We start from the raw sequence: 15,804 nt of genomic DNA, 5'->3' as shown, positions 1-15,804 counted from the left end.
CCGCTCCCACAGGTGGGCTTGGCGCGGTAGGAGCCCGCTTTAGCGGGCGAATGGCGGATCGGGCCCCGCGACCCGGTGGGCGTCGCCCACTAAAGTGGGCTCCTACGGGGCTCCGGCGGGGTAAAAGGCGGTCGCGGCCACTGGCCGCTCCCACAGGGGCTTTATTGCCCGCTGGGGGAATAGCCTTTTGTGGGAGCGGCTATCAGCCGCGACAGGCCGGGGCGCGAACAGCGGTCGCGGACCGCTCCCACAGGTGGGCTTGGCGCGGTAGGAGCCCGCTTTAGCGGGCGAATGGTGGATCGGGTACCGCGACCCGGTGGGCATCGCCCACTAAAGTGGGCTCCTACGGGGGCCCTGTTCCTACAAGGCCCCCTTCCCCTATTTACATGCCGGCGAACTCCAGGCGGTCGCTGACGGCGTCGATGCCGGCCTGGGCGCAGTCGCGGTCGATGTCGCCGCCGGGGGCGCCGCTGACCCCCACGGCCCCGACGAGCTGGCCGTTGCCGGTTTCGACGATGAGGCCGCCGTCGGCGAACAGCAGGTCGTCCATGTGGTTGAGGGTGGCGCCGACGTCCTCCCGGTCCTGGATCAGCTGGTGGGTGTCCACGGAGAAGGAGACGGCGGTGAAGGCCTTCTCCTTGGCGATGCGGTAGCTCACCTCCGGGGCGTAGACGTCGCGCATGACCACCTGCGGGTTGCCCTCGCGGTCCGCCACCGCGGCGGTGACCTGGTAGCCCTTCTCCCGGCAGGCCTCCACCGCGCCTTCGGCGATGTCGCGGGAGATCTCCATGGACATGCGGGTCACCTCCATGAAGTCTCCGTCGCCCGCGTCGTCCTGCGCGGCGGCGGGCAGGCTGACGAGGGCGCCGGCCAGGAGGCCGGCGGCCGCCTGGGCGATGTTCCGGGGTTGAATGGACATAAGCGCAGCCCTTTCCGGTTGTAGGGTGTTGCGTTGAAAGGCGGTTTCCCCGGATTTTTACTGCATGGGGTGGGGGCTGTCCACCGGGAGGCGGAGCGTCAGGCGGGGGGGGACGGCGTGTCCCGGGGCAGGGTGAAGCGGAAGGTGGCGCCGGCCCAGCTGTTCGTCTCCGCCCAGAGCTTGCCGCCGTGGGTCTCGACGATGGACTGGCTGATGCGCAGGCCCAGGCCCATGCCGTGCGGCTTGGAGGTGAAGAAGGGCTCGAAGACCCGGTCCAGCTCGGTCCCCGACAGGCCCGGCCCGTTGTCGTGCACCGAGATCAGGGCTTCGCCTTCCTCTTGCGCCTCGATGGTCACCAGAATGAGGGCCTTTTCGCCTCGGGCCGCCTGCTCGCTCACGGCTTCGGCGGCGTTGCGGACCAGATTCATGGCCACCTGCTCCACCAGGGACGGATCGCCGTGGAGCCGGGGCAGGCCGGGGGCGGGCACGTTCTGCAGCTGGATGCCCCGGCCTTCCGTCTCCAGCCGGGCGAGGCTCAGCACGTTCTCCACCACCACGTTGAGGTCCATCTCCTGCCAGCGGGACTGGCCCCGCCCCACGAAAGAGCGCAGCTGCCGGATGATCCGGCCCGCCCGCCGGGACTGGTCCTGCAGGTCCTGGAGGATGGCCCGGATCCTGTCCAGGTCGGGCTCCGGGTGGTCGAAGTAGTTGAGGCAGGCCTGGCTGTTGGCGCTGATGGCGGCCAGGGGCTGGTTGAGCTCGTGGGCGAGCTGGGTGGCCATCTCGCCGGCGGTGCTGAGGCGCGAGGCGTGGGCGAGCTCGTTGAGGTGCCGCCGGGCGAGCCCCTCGGCCTCCTTGTGCTTGGTGAGGTCGCGGGCGATGGTGGAGAACCAGGCCACCTGCCCCGATTCGTCGTGGTGGGCGAGGATGGTCTGGGCCATGGGCACCTCGGTGCCGTCGGGGCGCAGGAACCGCGTCTCCCCCTCCCAGGAGCCGTGCTCGGCGGCGTGGGGGAGGGCCTCGCGGGCCAGGCGGCGTGCCTCCTCCGGGGGATGACTGTCCCAGGCCCACCATTCCTCCCCCTCGGCGGACCCGAGCAGCCGCCGGGCCGCCGGGTTGTGGTACAGAATCCGCCCCTGGGGGTCGGCGATGCCGACGAAGTCGGGGGCGGCCTCGATGATCTCGGTGAGCTGCTCGCGTTCGGTTTCCAGGGCCTTGCGGGCGGAGAGGTCGTAGCCGAATCCCACCAGGTACTGGCTGCCATAGAGGGTGACCAAGTGGCAGGCGATGCCGTAGGGGACGCGGTTGCCCTCGGGGTCCGTCAGGGACAGCTCCAGGGAGCCGTGGCCTTCCCGCAGGGTGCGGCGCAGGGCGTTCTGGAGCTTCCCCCGCTGGTCCGCGGGGAACAGGTCGATGGCCCGGGCTCCTTCCAGGTCCTTGGCCCTTTGCCCGGTGAGGCGCTCCAGGTTGCGGTTCCAATGCACCAGGCGCCCCTCCACCGTGACCACCCCGAACAGGCCGGGCATGTTCTCCACCATCATGTGGATGAAGTCCCGCTCGCGGGCGACGGTGGCCTCCCGGGCGCGGGCGGTGATCCGCTGGCAGACGGACGCCGCCAGCCCGCCGAGCAGCAGGCCGGCGAAGGCGGAGATCGTCGCTGTCCACCAGAAGGAATCCTGGAGGGCTTCCATGGCTTGCCCTCACCGGTTGCGCCGGGGCTGTGCCGCCGATCGTGCTGTGGAGGCGGTGCCCTCTTCGCCCGTCCAAGGGCTGGGGGCAGCCGAGGGGCTCCGAGAGGTAGGCGCCGCCGTGGCGTTGTTGCCTGGAGGATTCCTACTGATATAGGGGGTGCCCCACGAAGGCAATAAGGGGATCCCCTTATTCGGGCTTTTCTTTGCCCGTTGGGGTCCGGGACCGAACTTCCGAACTGCCCTCGATTCCAAAGGGTTAAAGGCCGGATGGAACGGTCCGGAGACTTTCCGTTGCACGCCTGGAGGTGCCGGCATGTGCGGCCGATACGGTCTGTTCACTCCCCAGGAGGATCTCGCCGAGCTCCTGCGTGCCCGGATTCGGGACCGCGCCTGGGAGGGCTCCTACAATCTGGCCCCCACCCAGCGGGGGCTGGTCTGCCGGGAGGACGAGCCGGGGGAGCGCGAGCTGGTGGGGCTGGAATGGGGGCTGATTCCCTTCTGGGCCAAGGATCCCGGGGAGACCCGCTCCAGGTACAGCCTGATCAATGCCCGGGCGGAGTCGGTGGGCGAGAAGCCGGCCTTCCGGGCCGCCTTCCGGCGCCGGCGCTGCCTGGTACCCGCCGATGGCTTCTACGAATGGCAGGCGGCGGAGGGCGGGCCCAAGCGGCCCTACTGGATCCGGCTGAAAAGCGGCGAGCCCATGACCTTCGCCGGGCTCTGGGAGCGCTGGGAAGGGGAGGTGGAAGGGCAGCAGGAGGTAGTGGAGAGCTATACCATCATCGTGGGCGCGCCCAACGAGCTGCTGGGCCGCATCCACAACCGCATGCCGGTGGTGCTGGGGCCCGGGGACCGTGACCTGTGGCTGGACCCGGGGGTGCGCGAGGCGGACGCCCTGCAGGGGCTCCTGCGTCCGTACCCGGCGGAGGAGATGGAGGCCCACCCCGTGTCCCGCCGCGTGAACAACCCCCGCAACGACGGCCCAGACCTGGTGGAGGAGGTGGCGGAGTAGAGCCCGGGCTACCATGTCTCAGGTTGTGGGAGCGGCCAGTGGCCGCGACGAGTAGGAGCCCACTTCCGTGGGCGAGCGGGGGGCGGCGCCGCAGCGCCGTGGGAATCGCCCCCTAAAGTGGACTCCTGCATCGACCTATTCCCGTTCCCCCGACAGCCAGAAGGTCCAGGTCTCGGGGATCTCGCCGTCGTCGGCCCTCTGATCCTCCTTGGCCAGGAGAACGTACACCCCGGTCTCGGGGTCCCGCGCCAGGGTGTCCCACTTGGCGTGGGCGTTGTTCGGGCCTTCCCCCTTCAGCTCGAAGTCCGACCAGGTATCCGTTTCCGGGTCGTAGGTCCACATCCGCAGTTCGTCGTCGATCCCTTTCATCACCAGGACCTTGCCCAGCTCGGGGGCCCACTCCATGGAAAGGGAGCCGGTTACCACGCTGCCGTTGTTCCGAAGCTGGGCCATCTCCCGGGATTCCCCTTCCGTATTCACCATCTGCCACTGTCCGTTCGCCGAGACGATGTGCCACCCGGACTCCGGATCATAGGCGCTGTATACCTCGGTGTAGGTTCCGTCTTTCAAACGGTTATTGACCGTGACCCAGGCGCGCGCCTCGGGGTCATAGGCCATAACCCGTCCCCCGGCGGCGCCCAGGAAGCTCACCACGGTGCCGCCGAACAGGTTCGGGTCGTATGCGAGATTCCAGGGGGCAATGCTTTCCAGGGGGTTAAAGCCGTCGATGTCCGCAAAGGGGTTGGGGGTCAGGTCCGTCCAGGCACCGTCTTGATCGCCCTTCTCGGGGTCGTAGCACCACAGCCGCTGCTTGAGCAGGCAGTAGCCCTGGCCGGGCCACCAGGCCATCTGGCCATAGGAGTGCTTGGTCACGGGCCGGCCCCGCGGCGAGAGGAGGTCCACCTCCCAGCCGGCGTTGTTGGAAGCCTTGATGTCCCGCTTCTCCTGGTTGGTCAGATGGTCCCAGTCGTCCACGTCGGTCCAGTCCTCCTCCTCGGTGAGCTGGACCCATTCGTTGGCGCGGACGTCGTAGGCGTCGATGTCGTTGCCGTCGTGGGTCTTGTGGCCGCCGCCCCAGTAGTAGACGCGGCCGTCGCCGGCCGCCACTCCGGCGTAGGGCCGGTACTCCGGCTCTCGGGTGTCGCCCTCCCAGGGATCCTTTACCTCCGGATCCTGCTGGACCCAGGTGTCGGCGGGATAGTCCGGGGTATAGGCCCGTTGGGGAGGTTCTTCTTCCTCCGAATCGTCCCCGGACTCCCCCGGGGCCGGGATTTCGCCGGTGCCTTCTCCCCCGTCGTCGGAGTCCCCGTCCGCCCCGCAGGCGGCCAGGAGCAGGAGGGTGAGCAGGATCCCTCCCCACAGCACCGGGCCCCGGGGCCCCGGATGGTTTGACTGGACCAATTCCTCACGCATTTCGCGGTCTTGCACGTTCTCCCTCGCAATTCTCGAATGGCCAGGGTGGGGTTCTGTAAATCCTTTTTACAAAAGGGAATCCACCCTTTTTTGGTCCCCATTGCCAATGGGGCCCGATATGGCCGCCCCTTTCCAGCCGGGGTGAACGCGGGGGCGTGTATATGCGGAGCCGTAGGGAAGGGGGCCTAGAAAACCGTGCATTCCCTTTAGCGGAAGGTCCTGTGGGGGGAGGCGAAGGGCGGGAGCGTGGGCCGCGGGAAAGGCCACGGACGGGGGTTCGGGCGGCGGGAAACGGAAGGGGGCCGCCGGTTTCGCCGGCGGCCCCTCGGGTGCGTCCCCTCGCGGTGGGAGGGCTATTGCTGCTCCTACTCCTCTTCCGGTTGTTCTTCCTCCTCCTCGTCCTCGCCGTCCTGCTGGCCTTCTTCCTCGGGGGTCTCGATGCGGAAGGTCCAGGTTTCAGGGGTCTGGTTGGGGTCCTCGTCCTCCTTGGCCAGGAAGACGTACTTATCGGTATCCGAATCCCGGGCCAGGGTGTCCCACTGGGCGTGGGCGTCCACCGGACCCCGGTTCTCCAGCTGGAACCGCTCCCAGGCGTTGGCCTCGGGGTCGTAGGCCCAGAAATGCAGCTGGTCCTCGATGCTTATGAGCACCAGGGCCTTGTCCAGCTCGGGCGACCATTCCATGGAGAAGGAGCGGATCAGCGGACCGCAACGGCTCTCCTCCAACTTGCCCTGCAGGTCCGGGTGATTCCGGAGCTGTGCCATCTCCTTGGTCTCTCCGGTTGCCAGGTTGATGCGTTGCCATTTCTGGCCCGCATAGACGATGTGGTAGCCGGAATCCGGGTTGTGCACCGAATAGACTTGGCTCCAGGGCTCGTTTCCGTCCTCGCAATCCCGGGAGAACACCACGTCTCGGTGCTCCCAGGAGCCCGAGGAGTCCTCCGTCTCCGGGGGATGGTAGACATAGGCGCCGGTATAGCCGGCTGCGTAGAAGCTGACCAGCGTGTCCAGCTCGGGATCGTAAGCAAGGTTCCAGGGGTGGAAGTCGTGGATGTTCTTGCGGATGTCGGAGGGGGCCTGGATCAGGGAGTTCCAGGGGCCGTCCTCATCCTCCACCTCCGGGTCGTAGCACCAGAGCCGCTGCTTGAGCAGGCAGAACCCTTGCCCCGGCCACCAGGCAATCTGGTCGTAGGAGTGCTTCGACAGGGGCCGCTCCCGGGGAGTGAGGATGTCCACCTCATGGCCGCCGCCCTGGGAGTATTTGATCTGGGCGATCTCGTTGATGACTTCCCGTTCCTCCTGACTCAGCTCGTGGCCGAAGAAGAACTCCTCGTCGTTCTGGTCCCGGTCCGAGTCAAGCCAGTCCTTTGTCCAGGTGGAGCCGATCTGGGATTCGGCGTGGCTCACCTCGTCGCTCATGTCCGGTTCGTACCAGCTCACGACGTCGTTGGTATTTTCCTCCTTGGTCAACTGGTCCCAGCGGTTCTCGACGATCTCGTAGGCGTCGATGTCGTTGCCGTCGTAGGACTTGTGGCCGCCTCCCCAGTAGAAGACGCGCCCGTCACCGGCCTCTACGCCCGAATAGGGGCGGTATTCGGGCTCCAGCTCGGCGTCCGCCTCGGTCTCATTGAACTCGTCGCCCACCGCGGGATCCTGCTTGACCCAGGTGCCCGAGAGGATGTCCACGCCGGGAACGGGCTCCCCGCTGTTGTTATCCTCTTGGCCGTCGTCATTGCTCCCATCGTTGCTACCGCCGCTGCTGCCGTTGCCCCCGCAGGAGGCCACCAGTGCCGTGGCCAGGAGCGGGCCAAGCAGGTACAGGGTTGGCCTGAACTTGTGTCCTATCATGCAACTGTCTCCTTCCGGTCCATTTTCGGATTGTCTGGCTTTGCCACACCATAGGGTATTGGCGCGGCCTGCTCCGTGCTGTTTGTTGCTGTTGTTCTTGTATGGATGCGTCTTGTGTAAAGTTTTATTTACATGTTTTGTGCTTTACTTGATTTTTTAGGGGTCTTGGTGGGATCCCCTATGCATAAATATTGTGCGAAGTTTTTCCTGTAATTTTTTGTCCACGTTTTTCTCCCTACCACACATCAAAGTTTTGCTTGTGGCTACTCCGGGAGACACCTTACCCGGGACAAATGGGCTTGCCGTCCGCGGTGGCGGGGACGGTTGGCCAGGACACCCAAACGGATGGGCCGCCGGGCCGGATGACGCGTTGGGGAGGCGGGGCGTTAAGGAGATGGACGGGCCGTACGCCGGCGCCCTCGGGAAACCAGGGGAAGAGGTCGGTTGCGGGGGCCGGTCGGCCCGGGCTCAGGGTATGTGGCGGGGGATGGGCGGCAGGCTGTCGAGCAGGTCGCGGCCGTAGGGCTTGGTGACGACGCGGGGGTCAAGGATGGTGACGGTGCCCCAGTCGTCCTCGCTGCGGATGAGCCGGCCGACGGCCTGGATCAGGCGCAGGCTGGCGTCGGGCAGGCTGATCTCGAAGAAGGGCTTGCCGCCGCGGGATTCCACCCATTCGTGGGTGGTGGCCTCCACGGGGGTGGTGGGCACGGAAAAGGGAATGCGGGCGATGACCACGTGCCGGCACAGGGCGCCCGGCAGGTCCACGCCCTCGGCGAAGGAGGCCAGGCCGAACAGGACGCTGCCCCGGCCGGCCTCGATCTCCGCGGCGTGGTCGGCGAGCAGCCGCTCGCGGCTCACCGCGCCCTGGCAGCGGGTGCGCGCTTTCCACGCTTCGGGGAGGAGCTCGAAGACCGTCTCCATCTGCCGCCGGCTGGTGAACAGCACCAGGCTGCCCTGGGCCGGGTCGAGGCGCTCGGGGAGCAGCTCGGCGATGGCCCGGGTGTGGGCCTCGGCGTCGCGGGGGTCGGGCAGGCGGTCCCGGGGCACGTGGAGGGCGGCGCGGTTGTAGTCGAAGGGGGAGGGCAGGCGGTGGCACTTGGCCCGGCCCTCCTCGGCGAGGCCGAGCTGGCCCAGCAGGCGGTCGAAGCGGCCGAGGGAGGTGAGGGTGGCGCTGGTGATCAGGGCCCCGGCGCAGCGGTCCCAGAGGCTCTCGCGCAGCTCGTCGGCGGCGGAGATGGGGGAGACGGAGACGCGGTAGTCGCCGCCGTCGCCCTGCTGCTCGGGCACCGCCTCCACCCAGCGGGCCAGCGGCGGGCGGCCTTCGGGGTCGGGCTCGGCGAAGCCGGACCAGGCCGCCTCCAGGTTCTCGCAGCGCTCCCGGGCCATGCCCAGCCGCGGCAGGGCCTTGTTCAGGGCGTCCTGCCTGGCCTCGTCCTTCTGGGATTTCGCCTCCTCCAGGGCCTTGTCCGCCTTGTTGCCCAGCTCCCGAAAGCGAGCCGCCAGCTCCCGCGCCGGGCCGGCCACGCGGCCAGCCAGGGCCCGCAGGTCCTCGGGCACCTCACCGCGGGGGAAGCGCCATTCCCCCTCGGACGCCTCCGCCGGCCAGTTGGCGGCGAGGGTCTGGCGGGCCTCCTGGAGCAGGGCGTCCAGGCCCTCGGCGCGCTCCTGGACGCTGCCGGCCAGCTCCGAGAGGTCCGCCTCGTCGCCCAGGGCCGCGGTGACCTCGGTCACCGCCTTGGGGAGATCCGCCACCCAGGAGCGCGCCGATTGGCAGCCGGCGGCGGCGTGGAACTGGTCCACCGCCCGGCCGGGCAGGTGGTGGCCCTCGTCGAAGACGTACAGGCACTTCTCCGGCGGCGGCAGCACCACCCCGCCGCCCAGCGCCAGGTCCGCGAGCACCAGGTTGTGGTTGGTGACCACCACGTCCGCGCCCCACACCCGGTCGCGGTCGCGGTAGTAGGGGCAGTGCTCGCGGTGGGCGCAGGCGCCGCCCGTGCAGCCGTGGCGGTTGGTGGTCACCAGGGAGCGCACGGTTCCGGATAGGGCGTCGGGCCAGGCGTCCAGGTCGCCGTCCCAGTCGTCGGCGCTCCAAGCGCGGTGCATGGCGGCCACCGCCTCCGCGTCCGCCTCGGAGGGCCGCTGCGCCCAGACGGCGCTGTCCAGGGCCATCTGGTCGCCGGCGTCGTCCACCGCCGCCCGCTCCAGGTCGCGGATGCAGGCGTAGCGCCCGCGGCCCTTGGCCAGCTGGGAGCGGAATTCCAGCCCCCCGTATTGGGCCACCAGCGGCAGGTCCTTGTGCAGCAGCTGCTCCTGGAGGGCCACCGTGCCGGTGGAGACCACCAGGGTCCGCTCCTCCTCCTGGGCCACCACGGTCCCCGGCAGCAGGTAGCCCAGGGATTTGCCCGTTCCCGTGCCCGCCTCCAGGGCGAGGATGCCCGGCCCGTCGTCCTCCGCCGAGAGGGTCCGCCCCACCTCCGCGATCATCCACCGCTGCACCTTGCGGTCCCGGAACTCCGGCAGAGTCTGCTTGATGCGCTCGAAGGCGGCGCGGATTCGGGTCTTGGCTTCTTCGGTGGGCATGGGGGCCGAGGCTTCCGGGTTGCGTTCGAGGGCCTCATTCTAACCCGCCTGTCGAGGGTCCAGGTCCAAGGCGGAGCGCATCCGGGCGAATCCCGGCGGGGCACGGGCTGAACCCGAAGGACGTTGCAAAGCCAGTGTGGGCGGGTGATAACGACAAAAAGCGCTCTTCTTCCGCAGGGAGGTTCCGCCATGAACAACCCACCCAGGATCCTGATGGTGGTTACCAGCCATGACCGCATCGACGAGGAGCACGCCACCGGGCTCTGGTACGAGGAGTTCGCCGTCCCGTACCGCCTCTTCCGCGACCAGGGGGCGGAGGTGGTGGTGGCCAGTCCTAGGGGCGGCCCGGCGCCCATCGATCCGCGCAGCGCCCCGGAGGACACCAGCGGTGACGAGGCCTGGCCGGTGATCCAGGCCACCCAGCCTCTGGCGGAGGTGGCGCAGGAGGACTTCGACGCCATCTTCCTGCCCGGTGGGCACGGCACCATGTTCGATTTCCCGGAGAACCAGGAGCTGATCGGGATCATCGAGCGCATGAACGCCGACAACAAGGTCATCTCCGGGGTCTGTCACGGCCCGGCCGCCCTGGTGCACGCCAACGGGCCCGATGGCCGTCCCATCGTGGAAGGCCATACCCTGACCGCCTTCACCAACGGCGAGGAGGAGGCCGTTCAGCTGAAGGCCCTGATGCCCTTTCTCCTCGAGAGCCGCCTGCGGGAGGCCGGCGGCAAGGTGGTGGCCGCCGACAACTGGGAGGACCACGTGGAGGTGGACGGCAACCTGATCACGGGGCAGAACCCGCAGTCGAGCCGCCACGCCGCCCAAAGGGTGATGGAGGCGCTGGCCTCCTGAAGGTTCCCCCGGCCGCTGCTCTCGGGGCGGCTCACCTGTCGCGGCACCCTGGCTGGCTGGTCGCGGCCGGGGCCGCCCCCACCAGCCCCGTGGCCGTTGTAGGAGCGGTGGCCTCGCCGCGACCAGTGAGCCGCCTCACCGCGGTCCCCTCCACCCCCTGCCATTCCGACACCCCACCGCCCCCAGCCCCACACCCCCAGCCCTCTCGCCAAGGGCCGGGTACCCCAGCACCCGTCGTGGTTGGTGACTACCACCTCCGCGCACCGCACGGCCATGGCCTCTCGCCACCCGCGTTGCAAATTTCAGCCGGCTCCCCGGCGTAAGTGGGGGGCAGTGAAATTTGCGATGGCGCGGGAAGGGTTATCGTGGCCAAAAATAATTACAAAACAAGGTAATGAATGATTGGCACGGAGCCTGCTTAATGGAGGGCGAAAATCCGGTTCACGATGTCCTCGGCACGCGGTTCTGCCGGTTTACAAGGGGAGAGGAAATGGCGAACGGAACGAACGCGGGCGCGTCGGCGGAGGCGGGCGCCCAGGTCGCGAAGGAGCAGGAGAACCGGGGCGCCCTCTACGCCCTGGGGGTGCTCGGGGTGGCGGTGGTTGCCTCCATGTGGGCCCTGTCCGTGGATCAGCGCTGGATCTACCTGATCTCCTACCTCTGGTTCGGCCTGGTGTACGGCATCCTCCTGCAGTACGGCCGGTTCTGCATGGCCTCGGCGGTGCGGGATCTGTTCAGCATGAACGTGCCCCGCATGGCGGTGGGGGTGATGATCGCGGTGGTGCTGTACTCGCTTACGGCGGCCGCGGTGACCGCCGCCGGCATCAGCCCCTTCAGTCCGCATCCCCTGGGCTGGCACATCCTCATCGGGGCGGCCATCTTCGGCTTCGGCATCGTCTTCACCGGCGGTTGCGCCTCGGGCTCCCTCTACAAGGCGGGGGAGGGCAACGGCGGCTCCATGCTGGTGCTGGTGGCCATCTCCTTCTCCCAGGCCTGGTTCGTGGCCACCGGCACCTGGACCGACGGCCTGGTGCCCGAGTCCTGGACGGAGAAGGCCGCGGACGCGGGAATGCCCGAGTCGCTGTCGGTGACCGAGGGCTGGTTCGACCAGTTCACGGCCGGCTACATCTGGGAGCTTTCCGGCGGCACGGTGGCCGGCATGCTGGGCATGGAGGGCACCGTGGCCGGGGCCTTCCTGGGCAACGCCCTGCTGGGCGCCATCCTGCCCGCCCTGGCCATCGTCCTGGTGCTCTACGCCTTCTACTTCCGCAAGGGCTACCTGCGGCGCGCGGGCCTTACCGAGGGGCCCGTGGGCCTGCGCAACGAGCTGCGCGGCATCTGGGCCCTGCTCACCTCTTCCAAGAAGACGGCCCTGGCCGGGCTCGGGCTGGGCGTCTTCGCCGGCCTGCAGATGTGGGTGATCGGCGGTCTGCGCGAGAAGTACGACATCTTCAACTTCGGCGAGCTCATGGGCCGCATGGGCTACGACACCGGCCTGTCCATCCAGAACACGGTGTTCGATCCGGGCTACTGGTACATCACCACGCAGGAGGCCCAGCTGGGCGGCTGGGTGATGGAGCGGATGGGCTTCAACTACATGGACAACATCTACTTTGGCCTGGAGAACGGCCTGCCCAACCCGCTCCTGAACGCCCCGCTGCTCATGTCCATCGGCATCATCCTGGGGGCCATGATGATTGCCCTGGTCAACCGGGAGTTCAAATGGAAGAAGCCCAACCTGGAGACGGCCATCTTCGCCCTGGTGGGCGGCACGCTCATGGGCATCGGCGCCCGCCTGGCCATGGGCTGCAACATCGGCGCCTTCTTCGCCAGCGTCACCAACGGCGACCTCACCGGCTGGATCTTCCTGGCCGGCATGGCCATCGGCGCCTACGCCGCGGTGAAGGTCTTCAACTGGTGGGTGGAGCGCAAGGCGGCCAAGGAGATGGACTTCGACCTGTAACGGGCGGAGACGGCCGGCCCGGCCCCGGGCCGGCCCTACGAATCGAGAGGAGAACGATCATGGCGGTGAAGTTCGAGAAGACCGGCGAAGGCGAATACCAGCTGGACGTCACGGGCTACGTCTGCCCCCACCCGCAGATGTACACCAAGAAGGCCCTGGGCAAGATGGGCTCGGGGGAGATCCTGGCCCTGATCTTCGACAACCCCTCCTCGGGGGAGTCCATCGAGTCCATGTGCGAGTCGGAGGGCAACGAGCTGCTGGAGAAGCAGGACAGCGGCGGAAGCTTCTGCTGGAAGATCAAGAAACTGTAGGAGAGGGGGAATGCCAGCCATGAACCGGCCTTTGGTGGCGATCTGGGCAGTCTGTCTCGTGTTCATCGGCTATTCCGTCTGGGTAGCCAACTTTTAGCCAGCCAACCGCGCGGCTGGGACCCGCGCGGCAAAGGGGAGGAAACACCTTGAGCAAGATCGGAGTCCTGGTGGCCACGGACGAATTCCCCGACTGCGCCAGCGGCCTGCTGCGGCAGGCGGCGGCCCACGGGGCGGAGGCGGCCTGCTTCCTCACTGACGCCGGGGTGAAGGTGCTGCAGGACCCGGACTTCCGGGCCGCCGCCGAGGAGGCGGGCGCCGGGGTTACCGTCTGCGAGCACAGCTGGGAGCGCTTCGGTCTGGGGGAGCCCCTGCCGGGCTACCAGTACGCGAGCCAGTATCAGAACGCCCTGATGATGGGGTGGGCCGAGAAGGTCCTGGTGCTTTGAGGAAGGCACCGGCCCTCCGGGGCCGGCGCGAGAACAAGGGAGCCAGCCCGGGCCGTCGGGCCCGCGCAAGGAGGAGCGCATGACGGAAAAGCAGGTAGCGGTTCTGGTCCGTCACAACCAGGCGGAGGCCCTCCGGGTGGCCGGGGGCATGACGCTGACCGATCACGCGGTGGACGTCTATGTCCTCGACGAGCCGCTGGCCGATACGCCGGCCGTGGAGGAGCAGATGGAGGTGCTGGAGTTCGCCGACGTGGAGCCGATCTCCGCCGTGCCCGGCCAGGAAGGCCCCGGCGGGAGCGTGTCGCCCGCCGCCCTGGCGGAGCGGCTGCCCGGCTACGACGCGGTTCTGGCCCTGTAGGTCACGGGAAACGGAAGGAGGCCCACCATGGAGATCCTGCACGTGGTCCGCAGGCGGGAGGACCTCAGCGAGGGGGTGAACAGCGTCCTCGACGCCCTGGACGACATCCACTCCTGTCGCACGGTCTGCCTCGCCGAGCGCGAGGCCCGCCCCCAGGAGTTCGACGCTGAGCTGTACAGCGCCCTGACCGAGGCGGACCGGGTTTTCTGCTGGTAGGGAGCTGAGAAGCGGGGCAGCCATGCCCTTTGGGAAGCGAAGCCGCCTTCGGGCGGCTTTTTTGTTTTTCGGTCTGGCGAAAGAAACCTGCTTTAGCAGGTCGACCAATCGCCCACTGAAGTGGGCTCCTACAACCCATTGCCGCTACCCGTAGGAGCCCGCTTCAGCGGGCGAATCTGAAACCATTCACACTGTATCGGACCGCCCGGAATGTCCGTATTGCATTTGGCAAGATTCTCTGCCCCCGGCTTGGTTCTGCAATCCGGGTCCTTACGGGGAAATCTTTTTAGTGTTATGAATTTATGTGGTTTTTGTGTTTGGCACGCCCCCTGCAAGGAGGGGATCGGGCACAATTTCAATCCTCGGCCCGGAAACCGACAAGCCATGAGGGGGAAACGCGATGGCTTCACACACCAAACCGGCCATTTCCAGGCTCCGCGGGGCCGGAGTGCGGGCGGGCGCGCTGACGGTGGCGGGCGTCCTCGCCCTGAGCGGCTGCGGCGACGAAGCGGACAACAAGACCGTCACCGAGTACATGACGGGCACCTCGGATCCGGTCAACTACAACGACCCGTCCACCGTGGAGCGGCCTTCGGGGGTGGACTCCTACGCCGACAGCGCCTCGGTGATCCCGGATGAAGACTTTGCGGTTAAGCAGGAAGCCGATAGTGAGGCGGAGCTGCAGTCCCCGGCGGAGATCGCGGAGGATCACGGGTCCGACGATCCCGATTACAGCAACAACACCAACGGGCTGATCACGGCCGGAACCCTGGCCGACTGGATGGATGAATGGGCCAACAACAAGCCCAACGATAGCGAAGGGAATCCGATCGCCGGCGATCTGGTAATCCTGGAGGTCAATGACGGCGGCGACTACGACGACGACGGCACCTGGACCGGGGGTGGGATCTATTTCCAGGAGGACACCGGTAATACTGACGGAGAGAACGTCCGCACTTATGTGGTAAGCGGGGGCGAAGTGAGCGAGACCCGCAACAACGGGGCCATCGACTCCGTGTCCATGGTGCTGAGCGAATCCTCCATGAACGATCTCATGGCCAAGTACGACGTCGATCCCACCGAGGATATGGTGGTGGTGGCCATGGGTGAGGGCGGTGGCCCCCCCAATATGCAGATGGGCCGCCTGTGGTACGCGTTGCGTTACTGGGGCGCGCCGGCCGATCATCTGGCCCTACTAAATGGTGGGGCCCAGTGGAACACAGATGAAGGGCCGCTCACCGACACTGATCATGTCCAGATCGATACGGACCCCGCTGATGTGGTGACCGGGCACTACAACCCGGACATTGCCGATGGTTCCGTGGATCTTTCCGAAGTTACGGCCGCCGCGGATCTGCCCGAGGCCAACATGGACCTCATGGCCAGCTATGAGGACATGCTGGATGTGGCCAAGGCTAATACCACCGAAAATCTCATTTGGGACGCCCGCTCCCCCGAGGAGTACTACGGCCTGGAGAACCAGGGCCGCGGCTACGCCTTCGAGGGCCATGTGCGCGGGGCCGAGAACCTGCCCTACGACCAACTGCTGGTGGCCGACGAGGGCTGGCGGTACCTGGACAAGGATTCCCTCCAGGATAAGCTGGACAGCCTCGGCTACGAGGACGGCCAGACCGTCTACACGTACTGCGTGACCACCTACCGCGCTATGATCACCGGCATCGCCAGCGGCGTGGTGCTGGGCAAGCCCACCCGCTTCTACGACGGCGCGTGGACCCAGTGGGGGCAGATGGCCTACCACGAGAACAAGGAAGGCACCTACAACCTGGCGTCGGACTCCCCCTGGCGGGCGGACATCCCCGAGGCCAGCCGCTGGATCAGCTACGATCCGGACGCGGATGATTCCGATGGCTCCTCGGACGATGACGACGACGTGGACGTTCCCGAGCAGGGCTGCGGCTGAGCGTTCTTCCTCCCGCGGCGAGCGGAGCCCCGGCCACTGCGGTGGCCGGGGCTCTTTTGCTGTTGCCGAAAGAGGCCCGTAGGAGCGGTCCGGGACGGCGATGGCATTGAGCCCAAGCAACGGGTCGGGGTCGCGGACCCCTCCCACGGCTTCCTCGGGTAGGGTGACCTCACTCCCGGTCTTGTTGGTGGGTGATAGGCTGCGGTGGGGCGGGGTGGCCGCTAGGTGGAGACCCCCCTGGGGAGGGAGCCCGCTGTAGGAGAAGCCTGCTGTAGGAG

Annotated in this window: 13 protein-coding genes; 8 read left to right on the top strand and 5 right to left on the bottom strand. The window is 67.5% G+C overall.

Going from position 1 to position 15,804, the window contains the following annotated elements:
* Positions 1 to 382: 382 nt before the first annotated feature.
* Both ACLFRB_RS10460 and ACLFRB_RS10455 read right to left on the bottom strand, forming a co-directional pair.
* Positions 383 to 919, bottom strand: coding sequence for a GlcG/HbpS family heme-binding protein (locus tag ACLFRB_RS10460; RefSeq protein ID WP_411068957.1), 537 nt, complete (start codon positions 917 to 919; stop codon positions 383 to 385).
* A 98-nt stretch (positions 920 to 1,017) separates the two neighbouring features.
* Positions 1,018 to 2,610 carry a PAS domain S-box protein gene (locus ACLFRB_RS10455; RefSeq protein WP_411068956.1) on the bottom strand — a complete coding sequence of 531 codons (1,593 nt, stop codon included), beginning with the start codon at positions 2,608 to 2,610 and terminating at the stop codon, positions 1,018 to 1,020.
* Positions 2,611 to 2,923: 313 nt separating this feature from the next.
* On the opposite strand from ACLFRB_RS10455, the gene ACLFRB_RS10450 reads away from it, so the two are divergent.
* Positions 2,924 to 3,619 (top strand): SOS response-associated peptidase, encoded by a 696-nt coding sequence (locus ACLFRB_RS10450; protein WP_411068955.1) that lies wholly within the window; start codon positions 2,924 to 2,926, stop codon positions 3,617 to 3,619.
* Positions 3,620 to 3,754: 135 nt separating this feature from the next.
* On the opposite strand, the gene ACLFRB_RS10445 is transcribed toward ACLFRB_RS10450, so the two are convergent.
* The 3 genes from ACLFRB_RS10445 to dinG all read right to left on the bottom strand — a co-directional run bounded on the left by ACLFRB_RS10445 (position 3,755) and on the right by dinG (position 9,459).
* Positions 3,755 to 5,032, bottom strand: coding sequence for a hypothetical protein (locus tag ACLFRB_RS10445; protein ID WP_411068954.1), 1,278 nt, complete (start codon positions 5,030 to 5,032; stop codon positions 3,755 to 3,757).
* A gap of 365 nt (positions 5,033 to 5,397) precedes the next feature.
* Positions 5,398 to 6,879, bottom strand: a complete 1,482-nt coding sequence (locus ACLFRB_RS10440; protein ID WP_411068953.1) for a hypothetical protein — start codon at positions 6,877 to 6,879, stop codon at positions 5,398 to 5,400.
* A 468-nt stretch (positions 6,880 to 7,347) separates the two neighbouring features.
* Positions 7,348 to 9,459: an ATP-dependent DNA helicase DinG gene (dinG, locus tag ACLFRB_RS10435; RefSeq protein WP_411068952.1), complete on the bottom strand. Its 2,112-nt coding sequence runs from the start codon at positions 9,457 to 9,459 to the stop codon at positions 7,348 to 7,350.
* Positions 9,460 to 9,648: 189 nt separating this feature from the next.
* Between dinG and ACLFRB_RS10430 the strand changes: the two genes are divergently transcribed.
* The 7 genes from ACLFRB_RS10430 to ACLFRB_RS10400 all read left to right on the top strand — a co-directional run bounded on the left by ACLFRB_RS10430 (position 9,649) and on the right by ACLFRB_RS10400 (position 15,526).
* Positions 9,649 to 10,311: a type 1 glutamine amidotransferase domain-containing protein gene (locus tag ACLFRB_RS10430; protein ID WP_411068951.1), complete on the top strand. Its 663-nt coding sequence runs from the start codon at positions 9,649 to 9,651 to the stop codon at positions 10,309 to 10,311.
* A 490-nt stretch (positions 10,312 to 10,801) separates the two neighbouring features.
* Positions 10,802 to 12,274 carry a YeeE/YedE family protein gene (locus ACLFRB_RS10425; protein ID WP_411068950.1) on the top strand — a complete coding sequence of 491 codons (1,473 nt, stop codon included), beginning with the start codon at positions 10,802 to 10,804 and terminating at the stop codon, positions 12,272 to 12,274.
* Between the two features lie 59 nt (positions 12,275 to 12,333).
* Complete coding sequence (locus ACLFRB_RS10420; protein WP_411068949.1) at positions 12,334 to 12,585, top strand: sulfurtransferase TusA family protein; 252 nt, start codon at positions 12,334 to 12,336, stop codon at positions 12,583 to 12,585.
* A 146-nt stretch (positions 12,586 to 12,731) separates the two neighbouring features.
* A complete protein-coding gene (locus tag ACLFRB_RS10415; RefSeq protein WP_411068948.1) occupies positions 12,732 to 13,031 on the top strand; it encodes a hypothetical protein in 300 nt (99 codons plus the stop codon).
* Positions 13,032 to 13,110: 79 nt separating this feature from the next.
* On the top strand, positions 13,111 to 13,389 hold the full coding sequence (locus ACLFRB_RS10410; protein ID WP_411068947.1) for a hypothetical protein: 279 nt from the start codon (positions 13,111 to 13,113) through the stop codon (positions 13,387 to 13,389).
* 27 nt (positions 13,390 to 13,416) lie between these two features.
* On the top strand, positions 13,417 to 13,605 hold the full coding sequence (locus tag ACLFRB_RS10405) for a hypothetical protein (protein ID WP_411068946.1): 189 nt from the start codon (positions 13,417 to 13,419) through the stop codon (positions 13,603 to 13,605).
* Between the two features lie 400 nt (positions 13,606 to 14,005).
* Positions 14,006 to 15,526: a sulfurtransferase gene (locus ACLFRB_RS10400; protein WP_411068945.1), complete on the top strand. Its 1,521-nt coding sequence runs from the start codon at positions 14,006 to 14,008 to the stop codon at positions 15,524 to 15,526.
* Positions 15,527 to 15,804: the final 278 nt, after the last annotated feature.

The sequence above is a fragment of the Thiohalorhabdus sp. genome, from assembly GCF_046545655.1.
Taxonomy (GTDB): Bacteria; Pseudomonadota; Gammaproteobacteria; order Thiohalorhabdales; family Thiohalorhabdaceae; genus Thiohalorhabdus.
Note: the sequence above shows the minus strand (reverse complement) of the source record. Positions and strands in the feature narration are given on the sequence as shown.